Source organism: Shinella sp. GW821-FHT10F02 (assembly GCF_058809275.1).
The window spans coordinates 380055-404181 of sequence record NZ_JBXASL010000004.1 but is presented as its reverse complement, the minus strand read 5'-3'; the positions used below and the strand labels follow the sequence as shown (position 1 = coordinate 404181).

Sequence of the window (24127 nt, the reverse complement as noted above, 5' to 3'; positions counted from 1 at the left end):
CTCTTACTTTTCTCGGTTGCGGATGGCGGCAGGATCGACGTCGACGACGACCTTGCCCTCGAAGACGACGATCCGGCCTTTATCCGTCATTCTCAGCGACTGCGCAACAATGGATGCTTCGCGCGAGCGGATGGAAACCGGCTCCTGCGTCGACATGTTGCCGCCGTCGATATCGAGATGGGCGGAGCGGAAGGCGGCTTCGAGGCCGGTGTTGAGGCTGATGGTGAAGGGGGCGATCATGTCGAGCAGGTTCTTGCCCCGATCGTAGACGCCGGTGGCGGCCACGACCTCGGCAATCGTGCTCTCGTTGACCGGCACCTTGGCCTTGATGTTTTCCAATGTCAGCACGTCCGGCTGCTTCATGTCCTGCAGCGCCCGCTCGGCCTTCATCGAATAGCTGATGCCGTCATTGTTGCGCCCGGAGATCGCCGGATTGCGCATCACGATCTTGCCGTCTTCGATGGAGGCGCTTTCGACCTGCAATTCGGTGGGCAGATAGGTGCGCACGATCGAGACGATGACGAAGACCACGGCGACGATGATGGCGGCGACCGGCAGCGCGACTTTCAGGAAGCGCACGCGCGCGGAATGCCGCGTCGCGAGGCGATAAGCCGCGGCGGATACGCCTGTGCCCTGTGCACCCATCGGTGCTTCTGCCACGGTGTCCAGCATTGTACCTGCTAAATATCTTGCCGATATGGCCTTCGCTGCGAAACGAGGGACCCTCGGATAACGGGCCCCATATGGCGATTATTCCTGAACAAACAATGTCTGCCCAAGAAAGTTCAGCGACGAATTGCCATTTGCTTCTGGAATGCCATATCGATAGGGCCTTCGGCAAGCCACCTGAAAGTCTAGGGGCGCCAGCATCGAGGACAGGGAATGGATCACTCCGCCATCGCCGACCGCCGGCAACTGCGCCGCAAGCTCACCTTCTGGCGGGTCGTCGCCGTTCTGATCGCGCTTGCCGTCATTCTTGCGGCCGCCGCCTGGCGCTGGCCGGGCAGCGGGGCGCGTGACCATATCGCGCGGGTCAGCATTTCCGGCATCATCCAGGACGATGCCGAGCTGCTGGAGCGCCTCGACCGCATCGCCCGCAACGACCGGGCGAAGGCGCTCGTCGTGACGATCTCGTCGCCGGGAGGCACCACCTATGGCGGCGAGGTCATCTTCAAGGCGCTGCGCAAGGTGGCGGAAAAGAAGCCGGTCGTCTCGGACGTGCGCACGCTCGCCGCCTCCGCCGGCTATATGATCGCGACCGCCGGCGACACGATCATAGCCGGCGAAAGTTCGATCACCGGCTCGATCGGCGTGCTCTTCCAGTATCCGCAGATGAAGGAGCTGATGGACAAGATCGGCGTCTCGCTCGAAGAAATCAAATCCGCGCCGCTGAAGGCCGAGCCCTCGCCGTTCCACCCGGCAAGCGAGGAAGCGAAGACGATGATCCGCGCCATGGTGATGGACAGCTACGACTGGTTCGTCGACCTCGTCGTCGAACGCCGCAAGCTGCCGCGCGACCAGGTGCTGCGCCTTGCCGACGGCAGCATTTTCACCGGCCGCCAGGCGCTGGCCGCCAAGCTCGTCGACAAGCTCGGCGGCCCGGAGGAGATTCGCGCCTATCTCGACGAGCGCAAGGTGCCCGCCGATCTGCCCTTCGTCGACTACGAGGCGGTGAAGCGCTCGGGGATTTCGTGGATCGGCAGCAGCGCGCGTGATTTTGCACGTTCCGTCTTCGGGCTGCCGCTCGATCTTCAACCGACGATCGAAAAGCTGACCGGCGAAAAGTTGTTTCTTGACGGTCTTGTTTCGGTTTGGCAGGTTGATCGTGATTGAAAAACAAGAATTTTTGAGGGGGACACAGTGATCAAGTCGGAATTGGTTCAGATTGTCGCCGCGCGCAATCCCCACCTCTACCACCGTGATGTCGAGAACATCGTCAACGCGGTGCTCGATGAGATCACCGATGCGCTGGCCGGCGGAAACCGGGTGGAGCTGCGCGGCTTCGGCGCCTTCTCCGTCAAGAACCGCCCCTCGCGTTCGGGTCGCAACCCGCGCACGGGCGACGCGGTTTTCGTCGAGGAGAAGTGGGTTCCCTTCTTCAAGACCGGCAAGGAGCTGCGCGAGCGTCTTAATCCCGGCCAGGCCGACCAGGACGATTAAAGCAAGTCCAGCAAAAGAGTGCCGCGATTTTGCCTCAGGAATTGCGGAAACACTCTAAAGCGCAGGCGCCTGATCGGCGCCGCGCGCCAAAGCAGGTGATGCCATGATCAAGAGAGTAGTCAACATCCTCGTCCTCATCCCGATCGCCATCGTGCTGATCGTGCTGTCGGTGGCGAACCGGCAAGCGGTGACGCTGGCGCTCAATCCGTTCCGGCCCGAGGACAGCGTGCTCTCCGTCACCGCGCCGTTCTTCGTCTACCTCTTCCTCGCGGTGATCCTGGGCCTGGTGATCGGCTCGTTCGCCACCTGGTTCACCCAGGGCAAATACCGCAAGCGCGCCCGCATCGAGGCGAGCGAAGCCGTGAAGTGGCACAGCGAGGCGGAAAAGCACAAGGCGATCGCCGCACAGGCCGTGGTGCCGGTTTCCGGGAAATAGCGCTTCAGGATGCGGCGCCGTTCAGCTTCTCGCCGAGATCGGCGAAGAACTGCGTCGCGAGCTTCTTCGACGTCGAATCGATGAGCCGCGAGCCGAGCTGGGCGAGCTTGCCGCCGATCTGCGCCTTCACATCATAAGCGAGGATCGTGCCGTCGCCGTCCTCGATGAGCCGCACGTCGGCCCCGCCCTTGGCAAAACCCGCAATGCCGCCCTTGCCCTCGCCGGAGATCGTATAGCCCATCGGCGGGTTGAGGTTGGAAAGCGTCACTTCGCCGCTGAAGGTTGCGGAGACCGGGCCGATCTTGATCTTGACGGTCGCTTCCAGCTCGGTCGGCGATTTCATGGTGAGCGACTGACAGCCCGGAATGCAGGCCTTCAGGATCTCCGGATCGTTCAGCGCCGCCCAGACGGCGTCGCGCGGGGCCGCAATGCGTTCTTCGCCGGACATGTCCATGATCGATCCTCCCAGGAATAGCCTCAACTTATCGCAGATCGGAAAGCGCTTTGCCAAGTGGGGGAGGGATGGTATGGGGACCGCTCGTTTTCCGGCGCTGCCGGCAAGTTTTCAACCGACGACGGACGATCCATCGTGAAGGACAGACACCGCCGGCCGAAGATCGGCTCCGCCGCGCCCGCCAAGGCGCAGGCGCAAAGGGCTCCTGCCATGAAGGCCCCGGCCCCCAAGAAGGAGCCGCGCCCGGCGCCCGAGGCCCCCGCCCGCCCGCTGATGCGCCGCGAGGGCGAGAAGCCGGCCGAGCGCCTGCCGGTCATCCTCGAAACCGCAGGCTCCGACCAGTACCGCCTGATCGACAGCGGTGCCGGCGAGAAGCTCGAACAATACGGCCCCTACCGCATCGTGCGCCCGGAAGCGCAGGCGCTCTGGCAGCGCAGCCTCCCCGACAGCGTGTGGGACAAGGCCGACGCCCTCTTCACCGGCGATACGGAAGAGGACGGCATGGGTCGCTGGAGGTTCCCCAAGGCAGCGCTCGGCGAGACCTGGCCGATGAAGCTGCTCGACGTCGATTTCCACGGTCGCTTCACCGCCTTCCGCCATGTCGGCGTCTTTCCGGAACAGCTCGCCCACTGGAGCTGGATGAGGGATAAGGTCGAGACGGCCGGCCGGCCGGTCAAGGTGCTGAACCTCTTCGGCTATACCGGTGTCGCTTCGCTGGTTGCCGCGGCCGCCGGCGCGGAAGTCACCCATGTCGATGCGTCCAAGAAGGCGATCGGCTGGGGGCGGGAAAACCAGGCGCTCGGGCGCATGGAAAAGCTGCCGATCCGCTGGATCTGCGAAGACGCGATGAAGTTCATCCAGCGCGAGGAACGCCGCGGCAGCAAATACGATATCATCCTGACGGACCCGCCGAAATTCGGCCGCGGCCCGAACGGCGAGGTCTGGCATCTCTTCGACCACCTTCCGCTGATGCTCGATGTCTGCCGCGAAATCCTGTCGCCCAAGGCGATCGGCCTCGTCCTGACCGCCTATTCGATCCGCGCGAGTTTCTATTCCATCCACGAGCTGATGCGCGAGACGATGCGCGGTGCCGGCGGCACGGTGGAATCCGGCGAACTCGTCATCCGCGAGAGCGGCATCGACGGCAAGGATACCGGCCGCGCGCTCTCCACCTCCCTTTTCAGCCGATGGATCAGCGCATGAGCCACGAACAGCACGGAACGCGCCGCGTCGGGCAGGTGAAGGAGGTCACGAGCCTCGCAAACCCGATCATCAAGGACATCAAGGCGCTCGCCAACAAGAAGGACCGCGACGAGACGCGGAGCTTCATGGCGGAAGGCCTGAAGCTCGTCATCGATGCGCTCGAACTCGGCTTCGAGATCAGGACGCTGGTCTATGCCAAGAACGTCAAGGACAAGCCGCAGGTCGTGCAGTGCGCGACGAAGACCGTGGCGCGCGGTGGGCTCGTGCTGGAAGTCAGCGAAAAGGTGCTGTCCTCGATCACCCGGCGCGACAATCCGCAGATGGTCGTCGGCATTTTCACCCAGCGCTGGACGAACCTCCGCGACCTCAGGCCCCAGACCGGCGAAACCTATGTCGCGCTCGACCGGGTACGCGACCCCGGCAACCTCGGCACGATCATCCGCACGGCGGATGCGGCCGGCGCCAGCGGCGTCATCCTCGTCGGCGAGAGCACCGATCCCTTCTCGATGGAAACCGTGCGCGCCACCATGGGCTCGGTCTTCGCCGTGCCGCTGGTGAAAACCAGCCCCGCCGATTTCCTCGCCTGGAAGAAGACGGCCGGCGTGCAGGTCGTCGCGACCCATCTCGCCGGTGCGGTCGACTACCGCACCATCGATTACAAGAAGAAGCCTGTCGTGCTCCTGATGGGCAACGAGCAATCCGGCCTGCCGGAAGAGCTCGCCCGCGAGGCCGATGCGCTCGCCCGCATCCCGCAGGCCGGCCGCGCCGATTCGCTCAATCTGGCGATTGCCACTGGCATCATGCTCTTCGAGGCGCGCCGCCATCTGCTGGCGCTGGACGCGCGCGCATGAACGAAGAACGCATTCCGCTGATGTCCCGGCCGGTGCCGGTGATCGTCGTCATCGTGCTGGCGCTGCTGCTTGACCAGGCGGTGAAATTCGCCGTCGAGGCCTGGCTGCCCTTCCAGGAGGCGGTGCATGTCGTGCCGATGCTGGCACTCTACCGCACCTACAATTACGGCGTCGCCTTCTCCATGCTGTCGGGCATGGAGGGCTGGTTCATCGTGACGCTCCGGCTCTTCGTCGTCGGCTTCGTCGTCTGGCTCTGGCGCCAGACGCCCAAGGCGCGCGGCTTCGCCCATGCCGGCTACGCCTTCATCATCGCCGGCGCCTTCGGCAATCTCATCGACCGGGCGCTGTTCGGCTATGTGATCGACTATGTCCTGTTCTACACGGAGACCTGGTCCTTCGCGGTGTTCAATCTCGCCGACAGTTTCATCACCATCGGCGCCGCTTTGGTGATCCTCGACGAGCTCCTGCTGCTGCGCCGCGCGAAACGTTAAAATTCGAATGACTTGCTGAAGCCGATTTGAACGGTCCATGTGGTAAGCGGTTCCTCATGAGCGAACCCGTCAAGCTACAAGATCGGCTCAAGGCCGAATTTGCCGATGCACCGCGCCGGTCCGCCGACGTCCGTTCTGATGGGGACGCGGCGCAGGATCTTCTTCGCCCGGAGGCCCCCGCACCGCGGGCCGAGCCGGAGAACCACGCGATGATCCGCAGCGTCATCGGCGGCGTCGGCCTGCTTCTGGGCGCGCTGGTGCTGGCAACCGGCATGACGGCCGGGTTCTACATCGCCGCCATCGGCCTCGGCCTTGCGGGCCTTGCCGGCGCTGCCTTCCTCCTCTGGACGCGCCGTCCGGCCCCCGGCATCGAGGCCGACCGCGACCGCAGCTGGGAACGCAGCGAAACCTCCGAAATCCTCTCCGCCATCCATGATGTGCTCGGCGACATCGTCGTCATGCGCTCGCTCGACGGCCGCATCCTGCGCGCCAATGCCGTGCTCGGCGAGCTGACCGGCGTCGCCGATGTCGAAGGCCGGACCTGCGAGGCGCTCGGCCTCACCTTCCGCTCGCAGGCGATGGCGCACCGCTACGACGTCGACGTGGAACGCCCGGCGGGCAAGCGCATCTATTCCTGGCACGACGTCACCGTGCGCGATCCGGCTTCCGGCGAGCTGGTGGTGCATTCCATCGCCCGCGACGTGACGGAAGAGCGCCGCGCCGAAGGCGAACGCGAACGCGCCCGGCTGCGTGCGGAAGAAGCGAGCGCCGCCAAGTCGCGCCTGCTCGCTACCGTCAGCCACGAGATTCGCACCCCGCTTTCCGGCATTCTCGGCATGTCGCACCTCATCGGCCAGACGCGGCTGACGGCCGAGCAGAAGAACTATCTCTCCGGCATGCGCCAGTCCGGCCACGCGCTGGTGCAGCTCGTTGACGACCTGCTCGATTTCTCGACCATCGAGGCCGGCCGCTTCCAGCTGCGCCCGTCGGAGGAGCCGGTGCGGCCGATGCTGGAAAGCGTCGTCGAAATGCTCTCGCCGCGCGCGCACGAAAAAGGCATTGAGATCGGCTCCTTCGTCTCGCCCGAGGTGCCGGGCCTGATGCTCTACGATGCGCCGCGCCTTCGCCAGGTGCTCTACAATGTCGTCGGCAATGCCGTGAAATTCACCCATACGGGCGGCGTCTCGCTGGAAACGACCATGGACCGCGGTGCCATCGTCATCCGTGTCACCGATAGCGGCCCCGGCATGAATGCCGAGGAGCAGGCGCGCATCTTCCAGGAATTCGAGCAGACGGGAAGTGCTGCGCAGCGCAGCGGCGGCACCGGTCTCGGCCTTGCCATCTCGGCGCGCATCCTCAACGAGGCCGGCGGTGGGCTGACGCTCGAAAGCACGCAGGGCAAGGGCAGCACCTTCACCATCCGCATGCCGGCCGACCCGCGCAAGACGGCGGGCAATGGCGGCTCGCGCAAGGGCGTCTTGAAGGGCAGCCTCGTCTTCCTTCTGGCGCCGGCAGGCCCCGCCGCCAAGGCGCTGGTGCGCACCATCGATGCCCTGGGCGGCGCCTGCCATCTCGCCACCTCCGTCGACGAGGCGCTCGATCTCGCGCAGGGGCTTGCCGGCCGCAGGGCGGAGCTCACCGACATCATCGTCGACAATCGCCTTGCCGGCATCTTCCGCCGCGAACTCGCCGATCTCAACTATTTCCGCGACAGCCGCGCGCGCCGCATCTATCTCGTCAATCCGGAAGAGCGCAGCGGAAGGGCGATCGGCAATGGCGAAGGCTATGATTCCTGGCTCATCCGGCCGCTGCGCGAACGCTCTCTGGTCGAGGTGCTGCGCGGCCGCATGAAGGGCATCGAGGTGCGCGACGCGATCAACGACAACCGACCGATCCTGAAGGAGCCGCCGCAGCCGGCCGCCGAGCCGACACCCGCCGCCGCGACGGGTGCCCGCATCCTGCTGGCCGAAGACGACCCGGTGAATGCCATGCTGGTGCGTTCCGTGCTGGAGCGTGCGGGCCATACGGTGCGCCATGTGCACGACTATCCGAGCCTCGTTTCCGCAATTGCCGGCGCTACGGATGCCGGACCGTTTGCGGCCGATCTGCTCGTCACCGACCTCGGCATGCCCGGCGGCGATGGCAGGGAAATGATCGCGCGAATCGTCCAGCGCGACTACGGCAATGCCCGCCTGCCGGTCGTCGTGCTGACGGCAGACAGCCGCGCCGGCCTGCGCGAGGAGCTGCTTTCGGTCGGCGCCGACGCGGTTCTGGCGAAACCTGCCGATCCCGTTGTTCTGATTGCCGAAATCGCCCGGCTCGCACGTCGCGCCGCTATATGACGTCACCTTGCCGCGGCCGGGGTATCTGTTCAAGCGGGCCTTGCGTCATTATCCTGTTGCAGAATCGTGGTTAAAACCCAGAAGTTTCGCCAACGGATACACTGCCATGACGCTCGACCTCGCCCAGACCATCACCCCGGCAGAGATCCCGCAGAAGACCGTTACAGTCGCGGGACGATCGGGAACGGACGTGCTCGGCCGCATCGGCAATCTCGAGACGCGCATCGCCCGCTCTGTCACCGAAATCGACGCGGCGCAGGCCGTGCGCTACCGGGTCTTCGCGGAAGAGATGAACGCCAAGCTCTCGCCGGATGCCGTGCGCCGCAAGCGGGACATCGATGCCTGGGACATGGTCTGCGACCACCTTCTCGTGCTCGACACCTCGATCGAGGGCGACGCGGAAGAGCAGATCGTCGGCACCTACCGCCTGCTGCGCCAGGATGTGGCGGCGGTTTCCGGCGGCTTCTATTCCCAGTCGGAATTCGACGTCGATTCGCTGATCGCGCGTCATCCCGGAAAGCGCTTCATGGAGCTCGGACGCTCCTGCGTGCTGCCCGCCTACCGCACCAAGCGCACGGTGGAGCTGCTGTGGCAGGGCAACTGGGCCTATTCGCTGAGGCACCGCATCGACGTGATGTTCGGCTGCGCCTCCTTCCACGGCACGGTTCCGGAGGAACATGCGCTGGCGCTCTCCTTCCTGCACCACAATGTGCTGGCGAAGGAAGAGTGGAGCGTGTTGGCCCGGCCGGAACTGTTCCGCACCATGGACCTGATGCCGTCGGAAGGCATTGATGCGCGCCGCGCGCTCTCCGCCATGCCGCCGCTGGTCAAGGGCTATCTGCGCCTTGGCGCAACGGTCGGCGAGGGTGCCGTCGTCGATCACGGCTTCAACACGACGGACGTGCTGATCGTGCTGCCGATCGGCAAGATTTCCGGCCGCTACCTCAATTATTACGGTGCGGATGCCGGACGTTTCGCCAGCTAAGCAATCCGTGACGCTCAAACCTATTTCGATGAAGATCAGTATAGTCTGATTTTGCCGCCCGTTCCCGACCTCCGGGACGGGCGGCTTTTTCACGTTCCAGTCAGACGCCGGAATTGTAGGCGGCAAGGGCCGCCATGTTGACGATGTCGGAATCCTTCGCGCCCATCGAGACGATCTGCACCGACTTGTCGAGGCCGACGAGCAGCGGGCCGATGACCATGGCGCCGCCGAGTTCCTGCAGCATCTTTGTCGAGATCGCCGCCGAGTGGAACGCCGGCATGACGAGCACGTTGCCGGGGCCGGAAAGGCGGCAGAACGGATATTGCTCCATGATGCGCGGGTTGAGCGCCACATCGGCGGCCATCTCGCCGTCATATTCGAAATCGACACGGCGGCGATCGAGGATCTTGACCGCTTCGCGCACCCGCTCGGAGCGTTCGCCCGAGGGATGGCCGAAGGTCGAATAGGCGAGCATGGCGACGCGCGGCTCGTAGCCGAGGCGCCGCGCGAGGCCGGCCGCTTCTTCCGCGATATCCGCCAGCTCCTCGGAGGAGGGCATGTCGTGCACGGCCGTATCGGCGACCAGCACGGCGCGGCCGCGGCAGAGCGCCAGCGAGGCGCCGATGACCCGGTGGCCGGGCTTGGCGTCGATGCAGCGGCGCACGTCTTCCAGCGCGGTGGAATAGTTGCGGGTGAGACCCGTCACCATGCCGTCCGCATCGCCGAGCGCCACCATGCAGGCCGCAAAATGGTTGCGGTCGTTGTGGATCAGGCGCTGGGCATCACGGAAGAGGAAACCCTTCCGCTGAAGCCGGGCGTAGAGATAGTCGATATAGACGTTGTTGCGCTTCGAGATGCGGGCATTCAGCACCTCGATGCCGGCCCGGTCGATATCGATGCCGGCCCGTTCCGCCGTTTCGCGGATGGTTTCCTCGCGGCCGAGCAGGATGGCGGTGCCGAGCTGCTGGTTGGCATAGGAAACGGCGGCGCGCATCATCTGCTCTTCTTCGCCCTCGGCGAAGACGACGCGCTTCGGCTGGCGGCGCACCCGGGCATAGATCTGCTGGAGCGTCGAGGCGATCGGGTCGCGGCGGGCGCGAAGATCGCGGGCATAGGCGTCGAGATCCGGGATCTGCTTGCGCGCGACGCCCGTCTCCATCGCTGCCTTGGCGACGGCGACCGGGATTGCCGAGATCAGCCGCGGGTCGAACGGCACGGGGATGATGTACTGCGCGCCAAAGCGCGGGCGCACGCCCTGATAGGCGGCCGCCACGTCGTCCGGCACGTCTTCCTTGGCAAGGTGGGCGAGCGCTTCTGCCGCCGCGATCTTCATCGCGTCGTTGATCGTCGAGGCCCGCACGTCGAGCGCGCCGCGGAAGATATAGGGGAAGCCGAGTACGTTGTTGACCTGGTTCGGATAGTCCGAACGGCCGGTCGCGACGATCGCGTCGTCACGGATGCGGGCGACCTCTTCCGGGGTGATTTCCGGGTCGGGATTGGCCATGGCGAAGATGATCGGCCGCGGCGCCATCGAGCGGATCATCTCTTCCGAAAGCGCACCCTTGGCCGAAAGGCCGAACACCACGTCGGCGCCGTCCATCGCCTCGGTCAACGTGCGGCGGTCGGTCTTCACCGCGTGGGCCGATTTCCACTGGTTCATGCCCTCTTCGCGGCCCTGGTAGATGACGCCCTTGGTGTCGCAGAGGATGACGTTTTCCGGCGAAAAACCCATCGACTTGATGAGTTCGATGCAGGCGATGGCGGCAGCGCCAGCGCCGTTGCAGACGAGCTTCGTCGTCTTGAAGTCACGGCCGGTCAGCGCCAGCGCGTTGATCAGGCCGGCGGCGGCGATGATCGCGGTGCCGTGCTGGTCATCGTGGAAAACGGGGATGTCCATCAGCTCGCGCAGGCGCTGCTCGATGATGAAACAGTCGGGCGCCTTGATGTCTTCGAGGTTGATGCCGCCGAAGGAGGGGCCGAGGTAGCGCACGCAATTGATGAATTCATCGACATTTTCCGTGTCGACTTCCAGGTCGATCGAATCGACGTCGGCGAAGCGCTTGAAGAGGACGGACTTGCCTTCCATCACCGGCTTCGAAGCCAGTGCGCCCAGATTGCCGAGGCCGAGGATGGCGGTGCCGTTCGAGATGACGGCGACCATGTTGCCGCGCGTCGTGTAGTCATAGGCGGTCGACGGATCGGCGGCGATGGCCTTCACCGGCACCGCGACGCCGGGCGAATAGGCGAGCGAAAGGTCGCGTTGCGTCGCCATCGGCTTGGTCGGCGTGATTTCCAGCTTGCCCGGACGTCCGGACGAGTGGAAATCCAGTGCCTCCTGGTCCGTGACACTTGCCCTCTGGCGATCGGTTTTGTCGGTACCCGGCATGCTCCCCCCTTACACTCCTGTGGGCGATAGACCCATAGCTGCTCACAGCTGTTGTTTTCTATATCGCTGCATGGCTAGGGTGACACCTCTTTTTTAGGAAGAACAGACTCTCCGTGAACGATCAGATCGCGCGCCAGAACGATATCCTGTCGACGGCCGACCTTGCCACCGACCAAAGCCGCGCATCGGCCACGCCGATGATGGAGCAGTATATCGAAATCAAGGCGGCCAACCCCGACAGCATGCTGTTCTATCGCATGGGCGATTTCTACGAGCTGTTCTTCCAGGACGCCGTGGAGGCATCCCGCGCGCTCGGCATAACGCTCACAAGGCGCGGCCAGCATATGGGGCTCGACATTCCCATGTGCGGGGTGCCCGTCCACGCCGCCGACGACTACCTGCAACGGCTGATCGCGCTCGGCTTCCGCGTCGCGGTCTGTGAACAGGTCGAGGATCCGGCGGAGGCGAAGAAGCGCGGCTCCAAATCCGTCGTGCGGCGCGATGTCGTGCGCCTGGTGACGCCCGGCACGCTGACGGAAGAAAAGCTGCTCTCGCCGTCGGACGCCAATTACCTGATGGCCGTCGCCCGCATCCGTGGCGGGGCGGAGCCCGCCATGGCGCTCGCCTGGATCGATATCTCGACCGGCATCTTTCGCCTGTCGGAGACTGCGCAGGGCCAGCTCTTGGCCGATATCCTGCGCATCGACCCGCGCGAGCTGATCGTGCCGGATACGCTGTTCCACGATCCGGAATTCCGGCCTGTATTGGATGTCGTCGGCCGTGTGGCGGTGCCGCAGCCGGCGGTGCTGTTCGACAGCGCGACGGCGGAAGGCCGCATCGCCCGCTATTTCGGCGTCTCGACGCTCGATGGCTTCGGCACCTTTTCGCGTGCCGAACTGGCGGCGGCCTCCGCCGCCGTCGCCTATGTGGAAAAGACGCAGATCGCCGAACGCCCGCCGCTCGGCCGGCCGGAGCGGGAAAACTCGGCCTCCACCCTCTTCATCGACCCCGCCACGCGCGCCAATCTCGAACTGGTGCGCACGCTGTCCGGCGAGCGCAGCGGCACCCTTTTGAAGGCCATAGACCGCACGGTGACGAGCGGCGGCGCGCGCCTGCTTGCCGAACGGCTGATGTCGCCGCTGACCGAGCCGGAGACGATCAACGCCCGGCTCGATTCGATTGCGACCCTCGCCGACCGCCCGTCCTTCTGCGAGGACCTGCGTTCCACGCTGAAGCGGCTTCCCGACATGCCGCGCGCACTGTCGCGTATCGCGCTCGGCCGCGGCGGCCCGCGCGATCTCGGCGCGATCCTGCAAGGCCTGTCCACCTCCGCCGAAATCGCGCGGACGATGGCGGTGGAGGCGCTCGACGGGGAACTTGCCACCGCCCGCACGGCCGTCGCCGACCTGCCGCTCGATCTCTCGCACCGCCTCGCGGTCATGCTCGCCGACGAATTGCCACTGCTCAAGCGCGACGGCGGCTTCATCCGCGAGGGGGCGAATGCCGAACTCGACGAGATGCGGGCACTGCGCGACCAGTCCCGCCGCGTCATCGCCGGGCTCCAGCTGCAATATGCCGAGGAGACGGGCGTCAAGTCGCTGAAGATCAAGCACAACAATGTGCTCGGCTATTTCATCGAGGTTTCCGCCGGCAATGCTTCCGCGCTCACCGATGGCGACGAGGCGAAGGCGCGTTTCATCCACCGCCAGACCATGGCCGGCGCCATGCGCTTCACCACGACGGTGCTCTCCGAACTGGAAACCAAGATCGCCAACGCTGCCGACCGGGCGCTCGCCATCGAGCTTGCCGCCTTCGACGGCCTTGTCGAGGCGGTCGTGGCGGAGGCGGAGCCCATCAAGGCGGCGGCGCGGGCGCTCGCGGTCGTGGATGTGTCGGTGGGGCTTGCGGCGCTTGCCGAAGAGCAGGCCTATTGCCGGCCGATCGTCGACCGCTCCACCATGTTTGCCATCGTCGGCGGGCGCCATCCGGTCGTCGAGCAGGCGCTGCGCCGCCAGCAGGCCGCCGCCTTCGTCGCCAATTCCTGCGATCTCTCGCCGGCGGACGGCAAAGGCCATGGCGCGATCTGGCTGCTCACCGGCCCGAACATGGGCGGTAAGTCGACCTTCCTGCGCCAGAACGCCCTCATCGCCATTCTCGCGCAGATGGGCGCCTATGTGCCGGCCGAAAGCGCCCATATCGGCATCGTCGATCGCCTCTTTTCGCGCGTCGGCGCCTCGGACGATCTTGCCCGCGGCCGCTCCACCTTCATGGTGGAAATGGTCGAGACGGCGGCGATCCTCAACCAGGCGACCGATCGCTCGCTCGTCATCCTCGACGAAATCGGCCGCGGCACCGCCACCTTCGACGGCCTTTCCATCGCCTGGGCCGCCGTCGAGCACCTGCATGAGGCAAACCGCTGCCGCGGGCTTTTCGCCACGCATTTCCATGAATTGACCGTGCTTTCGGAGAAGCTTGGCCGCCTTTCCAACGCCACAATGCGCGTCAAGGAGTGGGACGGCGACGTGATCTTCCTACATGAGGTCGGCCCCGGTGCCGCGGATCGCTCCTACGGCATCCAGGTGGCGCGGCTTGCCGGCCTGCCGGCCTCGGTGGTGGCGCGTGCAAAAGACGTGCTCGCCAAGCTGGAGGATGCGGACCGCAAGAATCCGGCAAGCCAGCTGATAGATGATCTGCCGCTCTTCCAGGTCGCGGTGCGCCGCGAGGAGGTTCAGCGCAGTTCCGCCCCGTCCAAGGTCGAGGGGCTTGTGAAGGACCTCAACCCGGACGATATGACACCGCGCGAGGCGCTCGATGCGCTCTATGCGCTGAAGAAAGAACTTGGCAATCGCTAGCGTGTAGGATGGCTGTCTTCTCGCGCTGAAAGGGTTTATAGCGCATGCGAACCGAACGGGCGATCGAGGACAAGCGGGACGCAGGCCGGCATCCGATGGAACACAAGCTCTTGGCACCGGCCGATTCCGGCCTTCTCGACGTGCCGGCGCTGCGCGCCAAATGCGAATTCATCGCCAGCACCAATGCCGATTACCGCGACCGCCTGCGCCGCGAGCTTCTGGCCGAATTCAAGGCGGTCAACGCCGCGGGCCGCGAACGGGCGCGCGAGCTGCTCTTTGCCGATGGCAGCGGCCTGCAATGCGCTGCGCGCATTTCCTGGCTGCAGGACCAGCTGATCGCCGTCCTGCACGATTTTGCGCTGAACCACGTCTTCAGCGCCGGCCAGGCACCGCCGGGAGCGCGCATCACGGTGACGGCCGTCGGCGGTTACGGCCGCGGCACGCTGGCGCCGGGCTCGGATATCGACCTGCTCTTCCTGCTGCCGGCAAAACCGGCCGCCTGGAGCGAGCCGGCCATCGAATTCATGCTCTATATCCTGTGGGATCTCGGCTTCAAGGTCGGCCATGCGACGCGCAATCTGGAGGAGTGCATCCAGCTCTCCAAGGGCGACATGACGATCCGCACCGCGATCCTCGAAGCCCGCTATATCTGCGGTTCGGTGGCGCTGTTCGAAGAACTCGGCGTGCGCTTCGACCGCGAGATCATGCGCGGCACCGGCCCGGAATTCATCGCCGCGAAACTTGCCGAGCGCGACGAGCGCCACCGCAAGGCCGGCGATACGCGCTACCTCGTCGAGCCGAACGTCAAGGAAGGCAAGGGCGGCCTTCGCGACCTGCACACGCTGTTCTGGATCGCCAAATATTTCTATCACATCCGCGACCCGGCCGAGCTGGTGAAGCTCGGCGTGCTCTCGCGCCAGGAATACAAGCTGTTCCAGAAGGCGGATGATTTCCTCTGGGCCGTGCGCTGCCACATGCACTTCCTGACCGGCAAGGCGGAGGAGCGGCTGTCCTTCGATATCCAGCGCGAGATCGCCGAATGCCTCGGCTACCAGCCGCATCCGGGCCTCTCCGCCGTCGAGCGTTTCATGAAGCACTATTTCCTTGTGGCGAAGGACGTGGGCGATCTCACGCGCATCTTCTGCGCCACGCTGGAGGACCAGCAGGCCAAGGAAGCGCCCGGCATTTCGGCCGTCATCAGCCGCTTCACCCGCCGCACGCGCAAGATCGCCGGCACGCTGGATTTTCTCGAAGACCGCGGCCGCATTACCATCGCTGACCCGGAGGTGTTCAAGCGCGACCCGGTGAACCTCATCCGGCTCTTCCACATCGCCGATATCAACGGGCTGGAATTCCATCCCGATGCCTTGAAGCAGATGACGCGCTCGCTGAAGCTCATCAATGCGGCGCTGCGCGAAAACGAGGAGGCGAACCGGCTCTTCCTGTCGATCCTCACCTCGCCGCGCGACCCGGCGCTGATCCTTCGCCGCATGAACGAGGCGGGCGTGCTCGGCCGCTTCATCCCGGATTTCGGCAAGATCGTCGCGATGATGCAGTTCAACATGTATCACCACTACACGGTCGACGAACACCTGATCCGCGCCGTGGGCGTGCTCGCGAATATCGACCAGGGCCGCGAGAAGGACGCTCATCCGCTGACCCATCAGATCGTGCCGGGCATCGAGGACCGCATCCCGCTCTATGTCGCCGTGCTGCTGCACGATATCGCCAAGGGCCGGCCGGAGGACCATTCCGAAGCGGGCGCCAAGGTCGCGCGCAAACTCTGCCCGCGCTTCGGGCTTTCGCCGAAGCAGACGGAGCTGGTGGTCTGGCTGATCGAGGAACACCTCACCATGTCCATGGTCGCGCAGACCCGCGACCTCAATGACCGCAAGACCATCGTCGACTTCGCCGAGAAGGTGCAGTCGATGGAGCGGCTGAAGATGCTGCTGGTGCTGACGGTCTGCGATATCCGCGCCGTCGGTCCCGGCGTGTGGAACGGCTGGAAGGGCCAGCTGCTGCGCACGCTCTACTACGAGACGGAACTCTTGATCTCCGGCGGCTTCTCCGAACTGTCGCGCAAGGAGCGTGCCCAGGCTGCGCGCGATATCCTGTTCAACGCGCTGCCCGCCGAATGGAGCCAGAAAGACCGCAAGGCCTCCACCAAGCTGCACTACGATCCCTACCTCCTGACGGTATCGCTGGAGGATCAGGTGCGTCATGCGGCCTTCATCCGCGAGGCGGACAAGGCGGGCAAGCCGCTCGCGACCATGGTGCGCACGCACTCCTTCCACGCCATCACCGAGATCACGGTGCTGTCGCCCGACCATCCTCGCCTGTTGACCGTGATCGCCGGCGCCTGCGCTGCGGCGGGAGCGAACATCGTCGACGCACAGATTTTCACCACCTCCGATGGTCGTGCGCTCGACACCATCCTCGTCAACCGCGAATTCCTGAACGATGCGGACGAGACGCGCCGCGCAGGCACGATCGGCCGGATGATCGAGGACGTTCTGTCCGGCCGCAAGCGCCTGCCGGAAGTCATCGCTACGCGCACCAAAAGCCGCAAGCGCAACCGCACCTTCACCGTGTCGCCGGCCGTCACCATCTCCAACACGCTGTCGAACAAGTTCACCGTCATCGAGATCGAGTGCCTCGACCGTCCGGGCCTGCTTTCCGAGGTGACGGCGGTGCTGTCGGACCTGTCGCTCGACATAACGTCCGCGCATATCACCACCTTCGGCGAGAAGGTCATCGATACTTTCTACGTCACCGACCTGGTCGGCCAGAAGGTCACCAATGACAACCGGCATGCCAATATCGCCGCGCGGCTGAAGGCCGTGATGGCGGACGAGGCGGACGAGGTGCGCGACCGCATGCCGCCCGGCATGATCGCGCCCGCCGCCGCGGCCACGCCGAAAAGGATCAGGGCAGAACAATGAGTCTCGTCAGGAAATTCGCGACCGTGGGCGGCGCGACGCTCGGCAGCCGCGTGCTCGGCTTCGCCCGCGAAACGCTGATGGCGGCGGCACTCGGCACCGGGCCGATGGCCGACGCCTTCTACGCCGCCTTCCGCTTCCCGAATCTCTTCCGACGCCTCTTCGCCGAGGGTGCCTTCAACGCCGCCTTCGTGCCGCTCTTCGCCAAGGAAATCGAGGCCGGCGGCATCGAGGGCGCCAAGCGGTTTTCCGAAGAAGTTTTCGGCGTGCTGTTCTCCGTGCTCCTGTTGCTGACCATCGCGATGGAGCTGATGATGCCGCTCATCGTGGCCTGGATCATCGCGCCGGGCTTCGTCGGCGACACGGAAAAATTCGACATCACGGTCAAGCTCGCCGTCGTCATGTTCCCCTATCTCATGTGTATGTCGCTGACGGCGATGCTGTCGGGCATGCTGAACTCGCTGCACCACTATTTCGCCGCCGCCGTGGCGCCCGTCTTCCTCAATGTCATGCTGATCGGCGCGCTCGGGCTCGCGCTCTGGCAGGGCGCCTCGCCGCTCGATACGGCGTGGTATCTGTCCTGGGGCGTGCTGGGCGCGGGCCTCCTTCAGATGGCCGTGCTTTATGCCGGTGTGCGTCACGCCGGCATCAGGATCGGTTTTCGCCGCCCGCGCATGACGCCAAACGTCAAGCGCCTGCTCTGGCTCGCCTTTCCCGCGGCGGTGACGGGCGGCATCACCCAGATCAACCAGATCATCGGCCAGATGATCGCCTCCACCAAGGATGGCGCGATCTCCGTGCTGCAATATGCCGACCGCGTCTACCAGCTTCCCCTCGGCGTCGTCGGCATCGCCGTCGGCGTGGTGCTGCTGCCGGAGCTGGCGCGCGCGCTGAAGGGCGGGCAGGAACGCGAGGCCGGCAACCTGCAGAACCGCTCGATGGAATTCGTGCTGTTCTTGACGCTGCCCGCCGCCGGTGCCCTCTGGGTGATCTCCGACGAGATCGTGCGCGTACTCTACGAACGCGGCGCCTTCGGCACGGAGACGACGGCGATCGTGGCGGGCACGCTCGCCATCTACGGCCTCGGCCTGCCAGGTTTCGTGATGATCAAGGCCTTGAACCCCGGCTTCTTCGCCCGCGAGGACACCAAGACGCCGATGCGCATCACGCTGCTTTCGGTCGTCCTCAACTGCATCCTCGCCGTCACGCTCTTCCCGCTGTTCCACGAGCGCGGCATCGCCACCGCGGAGGCCGTCTCCGGCTGGGTGACGGCGCTCCTGCTCTTCGTGACGCTGGTGCGCCGCGGACATTGGCCGCTGGAAAAGGCGCTCGCCTGGCGCATCGCGCGGCTCCTGATCGCCACCGTCGTCATGGCGGTCGCGCTCAACTACGCCTCGCTCTATCTCGCCGATCGCCTCGCGCCGGCCTCGCCGCTCTATGAGCAGGTCCTGGCGCTCGGCCTGCTCGTGGCCTTCGCCATGGTCGTCTACTTCTCCGTCGCCTTCCTCATCGGCGGCGCGGATCTCGGCATGCTTCGGCGCAATCTCAAGCGCAAGCCGAAAGCCGCACCGCCGGAAGAAGGCTCGCCGGAATAATCAGCGCGTGGCGAGTCTTGCGCGTTTGGTCAGGCGCGCGAGCCCGCCGCAATAGTGCCAGCTGCGCCGCGGTCCCACGTCGACGTGGACGATGCCGTTGCAATAGGTGCCGATTCCGCCGATGGCCGGCGCCGAGCGTGCGGCGGCGATGATCCGCTTCACGGAGACACCGGGAATGCGGATGTCGGCGGCGAGGCATTTGCGGTGGTAGGAGCCGCGGCGGCCGTTCGAGCGATGGCCTGATGTGACGAGCGGCCGGCGTCCGACCTGGCGGGCGATATGGGACAGCACGGCTCTCAGCTTGCCTGGAAAACATCGGTGCCGCACGCGCGTGGTCTGGACGGTGTAGATCTTCGCCACGCTCCCCTTGTCGTTTCGCAGGACATGTTTGTGGATGCGGCTGGCCAGGGTTTCGGTCGCGAAAATCGATGTCAGCGCGACCACGCAGGCAAGCAGAATGGAACCGTTCTTTTGCACGGTGCTCTCCCCGTTTTGCGCCCCTTCGTCACAAAACGGCCGGTCGGGACCGGCCTCCCCTCAAATCCCCGCAGGGACAGAACGACCGGAACATGTCTTTTATAAGGACTTTCTGATGAGCGCGGGCGCGCCGGTTTCCCCCTCTTGATCCATGCCGCGGTGCCGTGCATAAGCGCCACCAGATCAGCAACAGGATCAGGCCCTCCACCCGCCTGAAGGAACACCGTCATGAGCGCATTCAAGCCTCTCGTCTTCTCCGGCGTCCAGCCGACCGGCAATCTCCACCTCGGCAACTATCTCGGTGCGATCCGCAAGTTCGTGGCGCTGCAGGCCGATAACGACTGCATCTACTGCGTTGTCGACCTGCATGCGCTGACGGCACAGCTCGTGCATGAGGACATGCGCGGCCAGATCCGCTCGATCGCCGCCGCCTTCATCGCGTCCGGCATCGACCCGACGAAGCACATCGTCTTCAACCAGTCGGCCGTGCCGCAGCATTCCGAGCTTGCCTGGATCTTCAACTGCGTGGCGCGCATCGGCTGGATGGAGCGCATGACCCAGTTCAAGGACAAGACCGGCGGCAAGAATGCCGAGCAGGTCTCGCTCGGCCTGCTCGCCTATCCGAGCCTGATGGCCGCCGACATCCTCGTCTACCGCGCCACCCATGTGCCCGTCGGCGACGACCAGAAGCAGCACCTGGAACTGACCCGAGACATCGCCCAGAAGTTCAACATCGATTTCGGTGACCATATCCGCAAGGCCGGCACCGGCGTCGACACCGTCGTCGGCGAGGAGCCGGTGCACGCCTATTTCCCGATGGTCGAGCCCCTGATCGGCGGCCCGGCGCCGCGCGTCATGAGCCTGCGCGACGGCACGAAGAAGATGTCGAAGTCGGATGCCTCCGATCTCTCGCGCATCAACCTCACCGACGATGCCGAGACGATCTCCAAGAAGATCCGCAAGGCGAAGACCGATCCGGACGCCTTGCCGAGCGAGGTCGAAGGCCTGAAGGGCCGGCCGGAGGCGGACAACCTCGTCGGCATCTATGCCGCGCTCTCCGACAAGAGTAAGGCGGACGTGCTTTCCGAATATGGCGGCCAGCAGTTCTCCGTCTTCAAGCCGGCGCTCATCGACCTCTCGGTCACCGTTCTCTCGCCGATCACCGACGAGATGCGCCGCCTGATGGACGACACGACCCATATCGACGGCATCCTGCGCGATGGCGGCGAACGGGCGCGTGCGCGTGCCGAAAAGACGATGAAGGAAGTTCGCGACATCATCGGTTTTGTGCAGTAAGGTCGCCCTGAAACGTCTTTGAGAGAAGGGGGCCGCATGGTTTCTCGACGACTTTCCCGCCTTGAAGGCCACCGCCGGAAGTTTCTGGCGGTCATCGACGACACGCCGGAATGCCAGCGCGCCGTCCACTATGCGGGAAGCCGGGCGAAGAACTCCAATGGCGGCGTGGTCCTGCTCTATGTGATCGCCAATGGCGACTTCCAGCAATGGCTGGGCGTCGAGGAGATCATGCGGGCGGAAGCCCGCGAGGAAGCGGAATCCGTGCTCACCAAGGCGGCGCAGGCGCTGCGGGAATCGATCGGCATCGAGCCGGAAATGGTCATCCGCGAGGGTGTCGCGAGCGAAGCCATCAACGGGCTGATCGAGGAGGACCGCGACATCGCGATCCTCGTTCTTGCCGCAGGGTCCGCCAAGGAAGGGCCGGGGCCGCTGGTTTCGTCTCTGGCAAGCCGCGGACAGGCCTTCCCGATCCCGGTGACGGTCATTCCGGACCAGCTTTCCGATGAGGAACTGGACGCTCTGAGCTGATCCTTTGGTCTTGAAGAAGGGCGCGGAAACGCCTATCTTCTTTTGAACCATTCTAAGTATTCTGGCCGACCGAAGTGCCCGGCCGCACGGAGAGAAAGATGTTCATCCAGACCGAAGCGACGCCGAACCCGTCGACCCTGAAGTTCCTGCCGGGCAAGGTGGTGCTGGAGAGCGGCACGGCCGAGTTCCGTGACGAGACGGAAGCGCGCGCCGCTTCGCCGCTCGCCGCCCGCCTTTTCGGCGTTCCGGGCGTCAAGGGCGTGTTCCTCGGCTATGATTTCATCACCGTCACCAAGGACGATGCCGACTGGCAGCATATGAAGCCGGCCATCCTCGGCAACATCATGGAACATTTCATGTCCGGCCAGCCGGTCGTGGCGAGCGGCGCGCTTGGCGCAAGCGATGATCCGGAAGAGGGCGAGTTCTTCGAGGCGGGCGACGAGACGATCGTCGCGACGATCAAGGAACTGCTCGACACCCGCGTGCGCCCGGCCGTGGCGCAGGATGGCGGCGACATCACCTTCAAGGGGTTCCGCGACGGTGTCGTCTACCTCAACATGAAGGGCGCCTGCTCGGGTTGCCCGTCCTCGACGGCGACGTTGAAGCACGGCGTGCAGAACCTTCTCCGCCATTTCGTACCGGAAGTGCAGGAAGTTGAAGCCGTCATGTAAGGCCTGCTCCGCGAACCCTGGATGCCCGGCATGATCGTTCTGGCGATCGATACGGCGGGCATCGGTTGTTACGCGGCGCTTTATCATTCCGATGAGAACAGGATCCTCGGCGCCGCCGGCGCCGATATCGGCCGTGGCCATGCCGAGCGGCTGATGGATTTCGTCGATGCGGCGCTGGACGCTGCCGGCATCACCTTGCAGGACATCGACCGGATCGCGGTCACCGTCGGCCCCGGCTCCTTTACCGGCATCCGCGTCGGCGTCGCTGCCGCGCGCGGCCTGGCGCTGGCGCTCGGCGTGCCCGCAGTCGGCGTCTCGACCCTTGTGGCGCTTGCCGCCGACCGGGGGGCGGGAAGGCCCCAGCTGGTCGCGATGGATGCCAAGCGCGACGAGGTCTACTGGCAGGCTTTTGCCGCCGATGGCGCTGCGGTTTCACCGCCGTCGATCGCCTCCGTGGAGGAAGCACGTCGCCTGGCAGCCGGCCATGACGGCGCGATTGCCGGCTCTGCCGCCGCGCTGCTGCGCGATGACGCCGAGCAGGGGGCTGACAGCGTGTCCATCGCCACCGTGGCGCGGCTCGGCGCCCGGCTCGACCCGGCGGAACACCTGCCGAAGCCACTGTACCTGCGCGGTCCCGATGCCAAGCCGCAGGCGGGTTTCGCGATCCGGAGGGCGTGAGCCATGGCGCTCACCGACTATTTCAACCGCAAGCCCGCCTTCGATATCTTTCCGCTGGAAACGGCCGATGCCGGCCTTGCCGCGGTGCTGCACCGCGCCCGGTTTTCCCAGCCGTGGAATGATGGCGAGTTCCATTCCCTGCTGTCGCAGGAGCCGGTCTTCGGCTTCCTGGCGCTGAAGGAAGGCGCGCTCGGCCGCGTGGCCGGCGGCTTCGTGCTGGTGCGCGCCACGGCTGGCGAGGCGGAAATCCTGACCATCGGCGTCGACCAACGTTTCGAACGTGCCGGCCTCGGCTGGCGGCTGATGCAGGCGGCGTTGCGCGAGGCGAAGATGCGCGGCGCGGAGGATATTTTCCTGGAAGTCGATGAGGGCAATGTCGCTGCCCGCGGGCTCTATGCCAAGCTCGGCTTCGCCAAGGTCGGCGAGCGCAAGGCCTATTATGCCGCGGCCGATGGCCACCGGTCCACGGCGCTTGTCTTGCGGCGCGATCTTCGCTAGTTCCCGTACCGACGGCTGAACGAACAAGGGCGGGTCCGATGACGGAAGTCGAGAAATCGCTGGAAGAACTTTGTGTCGAGCGCGGCATGCGCATGACCGAGCAGCGCCGCGTCATCGCGCGCGTGCTGGAGGGCTCGGCCGACCATCCGGACGTGGAAGAGCTCTATCGCCGGTCTTCCGCGGTCGATGCGCGTATCTCCATCTCGACCGTCTACCGCACGGTGAAGCTGTTCGAGGATGCCGGCATCATCGAGCGGCATGATTTCCGCGATGGCCGCTCGCGCTACGAGACGGTGCCGGACGAACACCACGACCACCTGATCGACCTCAAGAACGGCCAGGTCATCGAGTTCCATTCGCCGGAAATCGAGGCGTTGCAGGAGCGCATCGCGCGCGAGCATGGTTTCCGCCTCGTCGACCACCGCCTGGAACTCTACGGCGTGCCGCTCAAGGAGGGCGAGTGACGCCCGCTTCCGATCGTGCGCCGGTGATCCTTTGATCACCTGGCTCCGCCTCGCCATCGCGCTCATAACACTCGTCGTGGTCACGCTGGTCCTGTTGCCGATCCAGCTGGTCGGCCTGCGCTTCAACCTGAGGATTCGCCGCCGCATCCCGCGCCTCTGGCATCGCGTCGCCTGCCGCGTGCTCGGCCTGAAGGTGCGCGTGCATGGCACGATGGAGCCCAGCCGTCCGCTGCTGATCGCCGCAAACCACGCCTCGTGGAAGGACATCATGGTGCTCGGTTCGGTCGCCGACGTCGTCTATATTGCGAAGGCCGAGGTGCGCGACTGGCCGGTCTTCGGCTTGCTCGCGCGTTTGCAGGCGACGATCTTCGTCGAGCGCGAGCAGCGCCAGAAGACCGGCGACCAGGTGAACGAGATCGCGCGGCGCATGACGGATGGCGAGATCGTCGTGCTCTTTCCGGAAGGCACGACCTCGGACGGCAACCGCCTGCTGGAGATCAAGACCTCGCTGTTCGGCGCAGCCGCCTCCGCCGTGCCGCATGCGCCCAACGGCGTCGTGCATATCCAGCCGGTCTCCATCGCCTATACCGGCGTGCACGGCATGGCGATGGGCCGCTTCCACCGGCCGCTTGCCGCCTGGCCGGGCGATATCGAACTCCTGCCGCATCTGCTCGGCGTGGCGCGGGAAGGGGCGGTGGACGTCGACGTCGATTTCGGCGAGCGCGTCGATTACACGCGGGCGAGCAACCGCAAGCAGGTGAGCCGTGAAGTCGAGGCGCGCATCCGCGCCATGCTGGGCGCGCGCCTGCGCGGCCGCTGAG

22 protein-coding genes are annotated in these 24127 nt (G+C 65.3%); 18 read left to right on the top strand and 4 right to left on the bottom strand.

The annotated features are described in order from the left end of the window. Positions 1-3: 3 nt before the first annotated feature. Entirely contained in the window at positions 4-672 is a 669-nt protein-coding gene (lptC, locus tag AC1RWL_RS15085) for an LPS export ABC transporter periplasmic protein LptC (RefSeq protein ID WP_256118094.1), read from the bottom strand. Between the two features lie 210 nt (positions 673-882). Between lptC and sppA the strand changes: the two genes are divergently transcribed. The 3 genes from sppA to AC1RWL_RS15070 all read left to right on the top strand — a co-directional run bounded on the left by sppA (position 883) and on the right by AC1RWL_RS15070 (position 2596). Beyond that, entirely contained in the window at positions 883-1833 is a 951-nt protein-coding gene (sppA, locus tag AC1RWL_RS15080; protein ID WP_435266727.1) for a signal peptide peptidase SppA, read from the top strand. Positions 1834-1842: 9 nt separating this feature from the next. Beyond that, the gene (locus AC1RWL_RS15075; RefSeq protein ID WP_160858077.1) at positions 1843-2160 is read left to right on the top strand and encodes an integration host factor subunit beta; all 318 of its coding nucleotides are present in this window, start codon (positions 1843-1845) and stop codon (positions 2158-2160) included. 103 nt (positions 2161-2263) lie between these two features. After that, positions 2264-2596, top strand: coding sequence for a DUF1049 domain-containing protein (locus AC1RWL_RS15070; RefSeq protein WP_256118092.1), 333 nt, complete (start codon positions 2264-2266; stop codon positions 2594-2596). Positions 2597-2600: 4 nt separating this feature from the next. Here AC1RWL_RS15070 and AC1RWL_RS15065 read toward each other — a convergent pair whose 3' ends face one another. Beyond that, on the bottom strand, positions 2601-3050 hold the full coding sequence (locus AC1RWL_RS15065) for an SRPBCC family protein (protein WP_493095159.1): 450 nt from the start codon (positions 3048-3050) through the stop codon (positions 2601-2603). Positions 3051-3107: 57 nt separating this feature from the next. On the opposite strand from AC1RWL_RS15065, the gene AC1RWL_RS15060 reads away from it, so the two are divergent. The 5 genes from AC1RWL_RS15060 (at position 3108) to olsB (ending at position 8922) form a co-directional block, all read left to right on the top strand. Continuing rightward, positions 3108-4253 carry a class I SAM-dependent methyltransferase gene (locus tag AC1RWL_RS15060; RefSeq protein ID WP_493095158.1) on the top strand — a complete coding sequence of 382 codons (1146 nt, stop codon included), beginning with the start codon at positions 3108-3110 and terminating at the stop codon, positions 4251-4253. Further along, entirely contained in the window at positions 4250-5104 is an 855-nt protein-coding gene (locus tag AC1RWL_RS15055) for a TrmH family RNA methyltransferase (RefSeq protein WP_493095157.1), read from the top strand. Before AC1RWL_RS15060 ends, AC1RWL_RS15055 begins: the two co-directional genes overlap by 4 nt. Beyond that, positions 5101-5595 (top strand): signal peptidase II, encoded by a 495-nt coding sequence (gene lspA, locus AC1RWL_RS15050; protein WP_256118087.1) that lies wholly within the window; start codon positions 5101-5103, stop codon positions 5593-5595. Before AC1RWL_RS15055 ends, lspA begins: the two co-directional genes overlap by 4 nt. A gap of 56 nt (positions 5596-5651) precedes the next feature. Beyond that, positions 5652-7937: a hybrid sensor histidine kinase/response regulator gene (locus tag AC1RWL_RS15045; RefSeq protein ID WP_493095156.1), complete on the top strand. Its 2286-nt coding sequence runs from the start codon at positions 5652-5654 to the stop codon at positions 7935-7937. A 106-nt stretch (positions 7938-8043) separates the two neighbouring features. Further along, positions 8044-8922: a l-ornithine N(alpha)-acyltransferase gene (olsB, locus tag AC1RWL_RS15040; protein WP_256118085.1), complete on the top strand. Its 879-nt coding sequence runs from the start codon at positions 8044-8046 to the stop codon at positions 8920-8922. A gap of 100 nt (positions 8923-9022) precedes the next feature. Here the strand turns inward: olsB and AC1RWL_RS15035 are convergent, their stop codons facing one another. Next, positions 9023-11308: an NADP-dependent malic enzyme gene (locus AC1RWL_RS15035; protein WP_256118083.1), complete on the bottom strand. Its 2286-nt coding sequence runs from the start codon at positions 11306-11308 to the stop codon at positions 9023-9025. Positions 11309-11421: 113 nt separating this feature from the next. Here AC1RWL_RS15035 and mutS point away from each other — a divergent pair, with 113 nt between their 5' ends. From mutS to murJ, 3 genes are all read left to right on the top strand, one after another. Beyond that, entirely contained in the window at positions 11422-14160 is a 2739-nt protein-coding gene (mutS, locus tag AC1RWL_RS15030) for a DNA mismatch repair protein MutS (protein WP_493095155.1), read from the top strand. A 95-nt stretch (positions 14161-14255) separates the two neighbouring features. Continuing rightward, positions 14256-17102 (top strand): [protein-PII] uridylyltransferase, encoded by a 2847-nt coding sequence (locus tag AC1RWL_RS15025; RefSeq protein ID WP_493095314.1) that lies wholly within the window; start codon positions 14256-14258, stop codon positions 17100-17102. Beyond that, positions 17099-18694 (top strand): murein biosynthesis integral membrane protein MurJ, encoded by a 1596-nt coding sequence (gene murJ, locus AC1RWL_RS15020; RefSeq protein ID WP_493095154.1) that lies wholly within the window; start codon positions 17099-17101, stop codon positions 18692-18694. Before AC1RWL_RS15025 ends, murJ begins: the two co-directional genes overlap by 4 nt. On the opposite strand, the gene AC1RWL_RS15015 is transcribed toward murJ, so the two are convergent. After that, complete coding sequence (locus tag AC1RWL_RS15015; protein WP_256118079.1) at positions 18695-19171, bottom strand: YcbK family protein; 477 nt, start codon at positions 19169-19171, stop codon at positions 18695-18697. A 228-nt stretch (positions 19172-19399) separates the two neighbouring features. Here AC1RWL_RS15015 and trpS point away from each other — a divergent pair, with 228 nt between their 5' ends. The 7 genes from trpS to olsA all read left to right on the top strand — a co-directional run bounded on the left by trpS (position 19400) and on the right by olsA (position 24126). Next, entirely contained in the window at positions 19400-20467 is a 1068-nt protein-coding gene (trpS, locus tag AC1RWL_RS15010) for a tryptophan--tRNA ligase (protein ID WP_493095153.1), read from the top strand. A 36-nt stretch (positions 20468-20503) separates the two neighbouring features. Then, complete coding sequence (locus tag AC1RWL_RS15005; RefSeq protein WP_256118076.1) at positions 20504-20995, top strand: universal stress protein; 492 nt, start codon at positions 20504-20506, stop codon at positions 20993-20995. 98 nt (positions 20996-21093) lie between these two features. Next, on the top strand, positions 21094-21666 hold the full coding sequence (locus tag AC1RWL_RS15000) for a NifU family protein (RefSeq protein ID WP_256118075.1): 573 nt from the start codon (positions 21094-21096) through the stop codon (positions 21664-21666). A 30-nt stretch (positions 21667-21696) separates the two neighbouring features. Beyond that, positions 21697-22344 carry a tRNA (adenosine(37)-N6)-threonylcarbamoyltransferase complex dimerization subunit type 1 TsaB gene (tsaB, locus tag AC1RWL_RS14995; protein ID WP_493095152.1) on the top strand — a complete coding sequence of 216 codons (648 nt, stop codon included), beginning with the start codon at positions 21697-21699 and terminating at the stop codon, positions 22342-22344. A gap of 3 nt (positions 22345-22347) precedes the next feature. Beyond that, complete coding sequence (locus AC1RWL_RS14990) at positions 22348-22842, top strand: GNAT family N-acetyltransferase (RefSeq protein WP_493095151.1); 495 nt, start codon at positions 22348-22350, stop codon at positions 22840-22842. Positions 22843-22880: 38 nt separating this feature from the next. Beyond that, entirely contained in the window at positions 22881-23306 is a 426-nt protein-coding gene (locus AC1RWL_RS14985; protein WP_256118069.1) for a Fur family transcriptional regulator, read from the top strand. 31 nt (positions 23307-23337) lie between these two features. Beyond that, positions 23338-24126, top strand: a complete 789-nt coding sequence (olsA, locus tag AC1RWL_RS14980) for a lyso-ornithine lipid O-acyltransferase (RefSeq protein WP_493095150.1) — start codon at positions 23338-23340, stop codon at positions 24124-24126. The last annotated feature ends 1 nt before the right edge of the window (position 24127 follow it).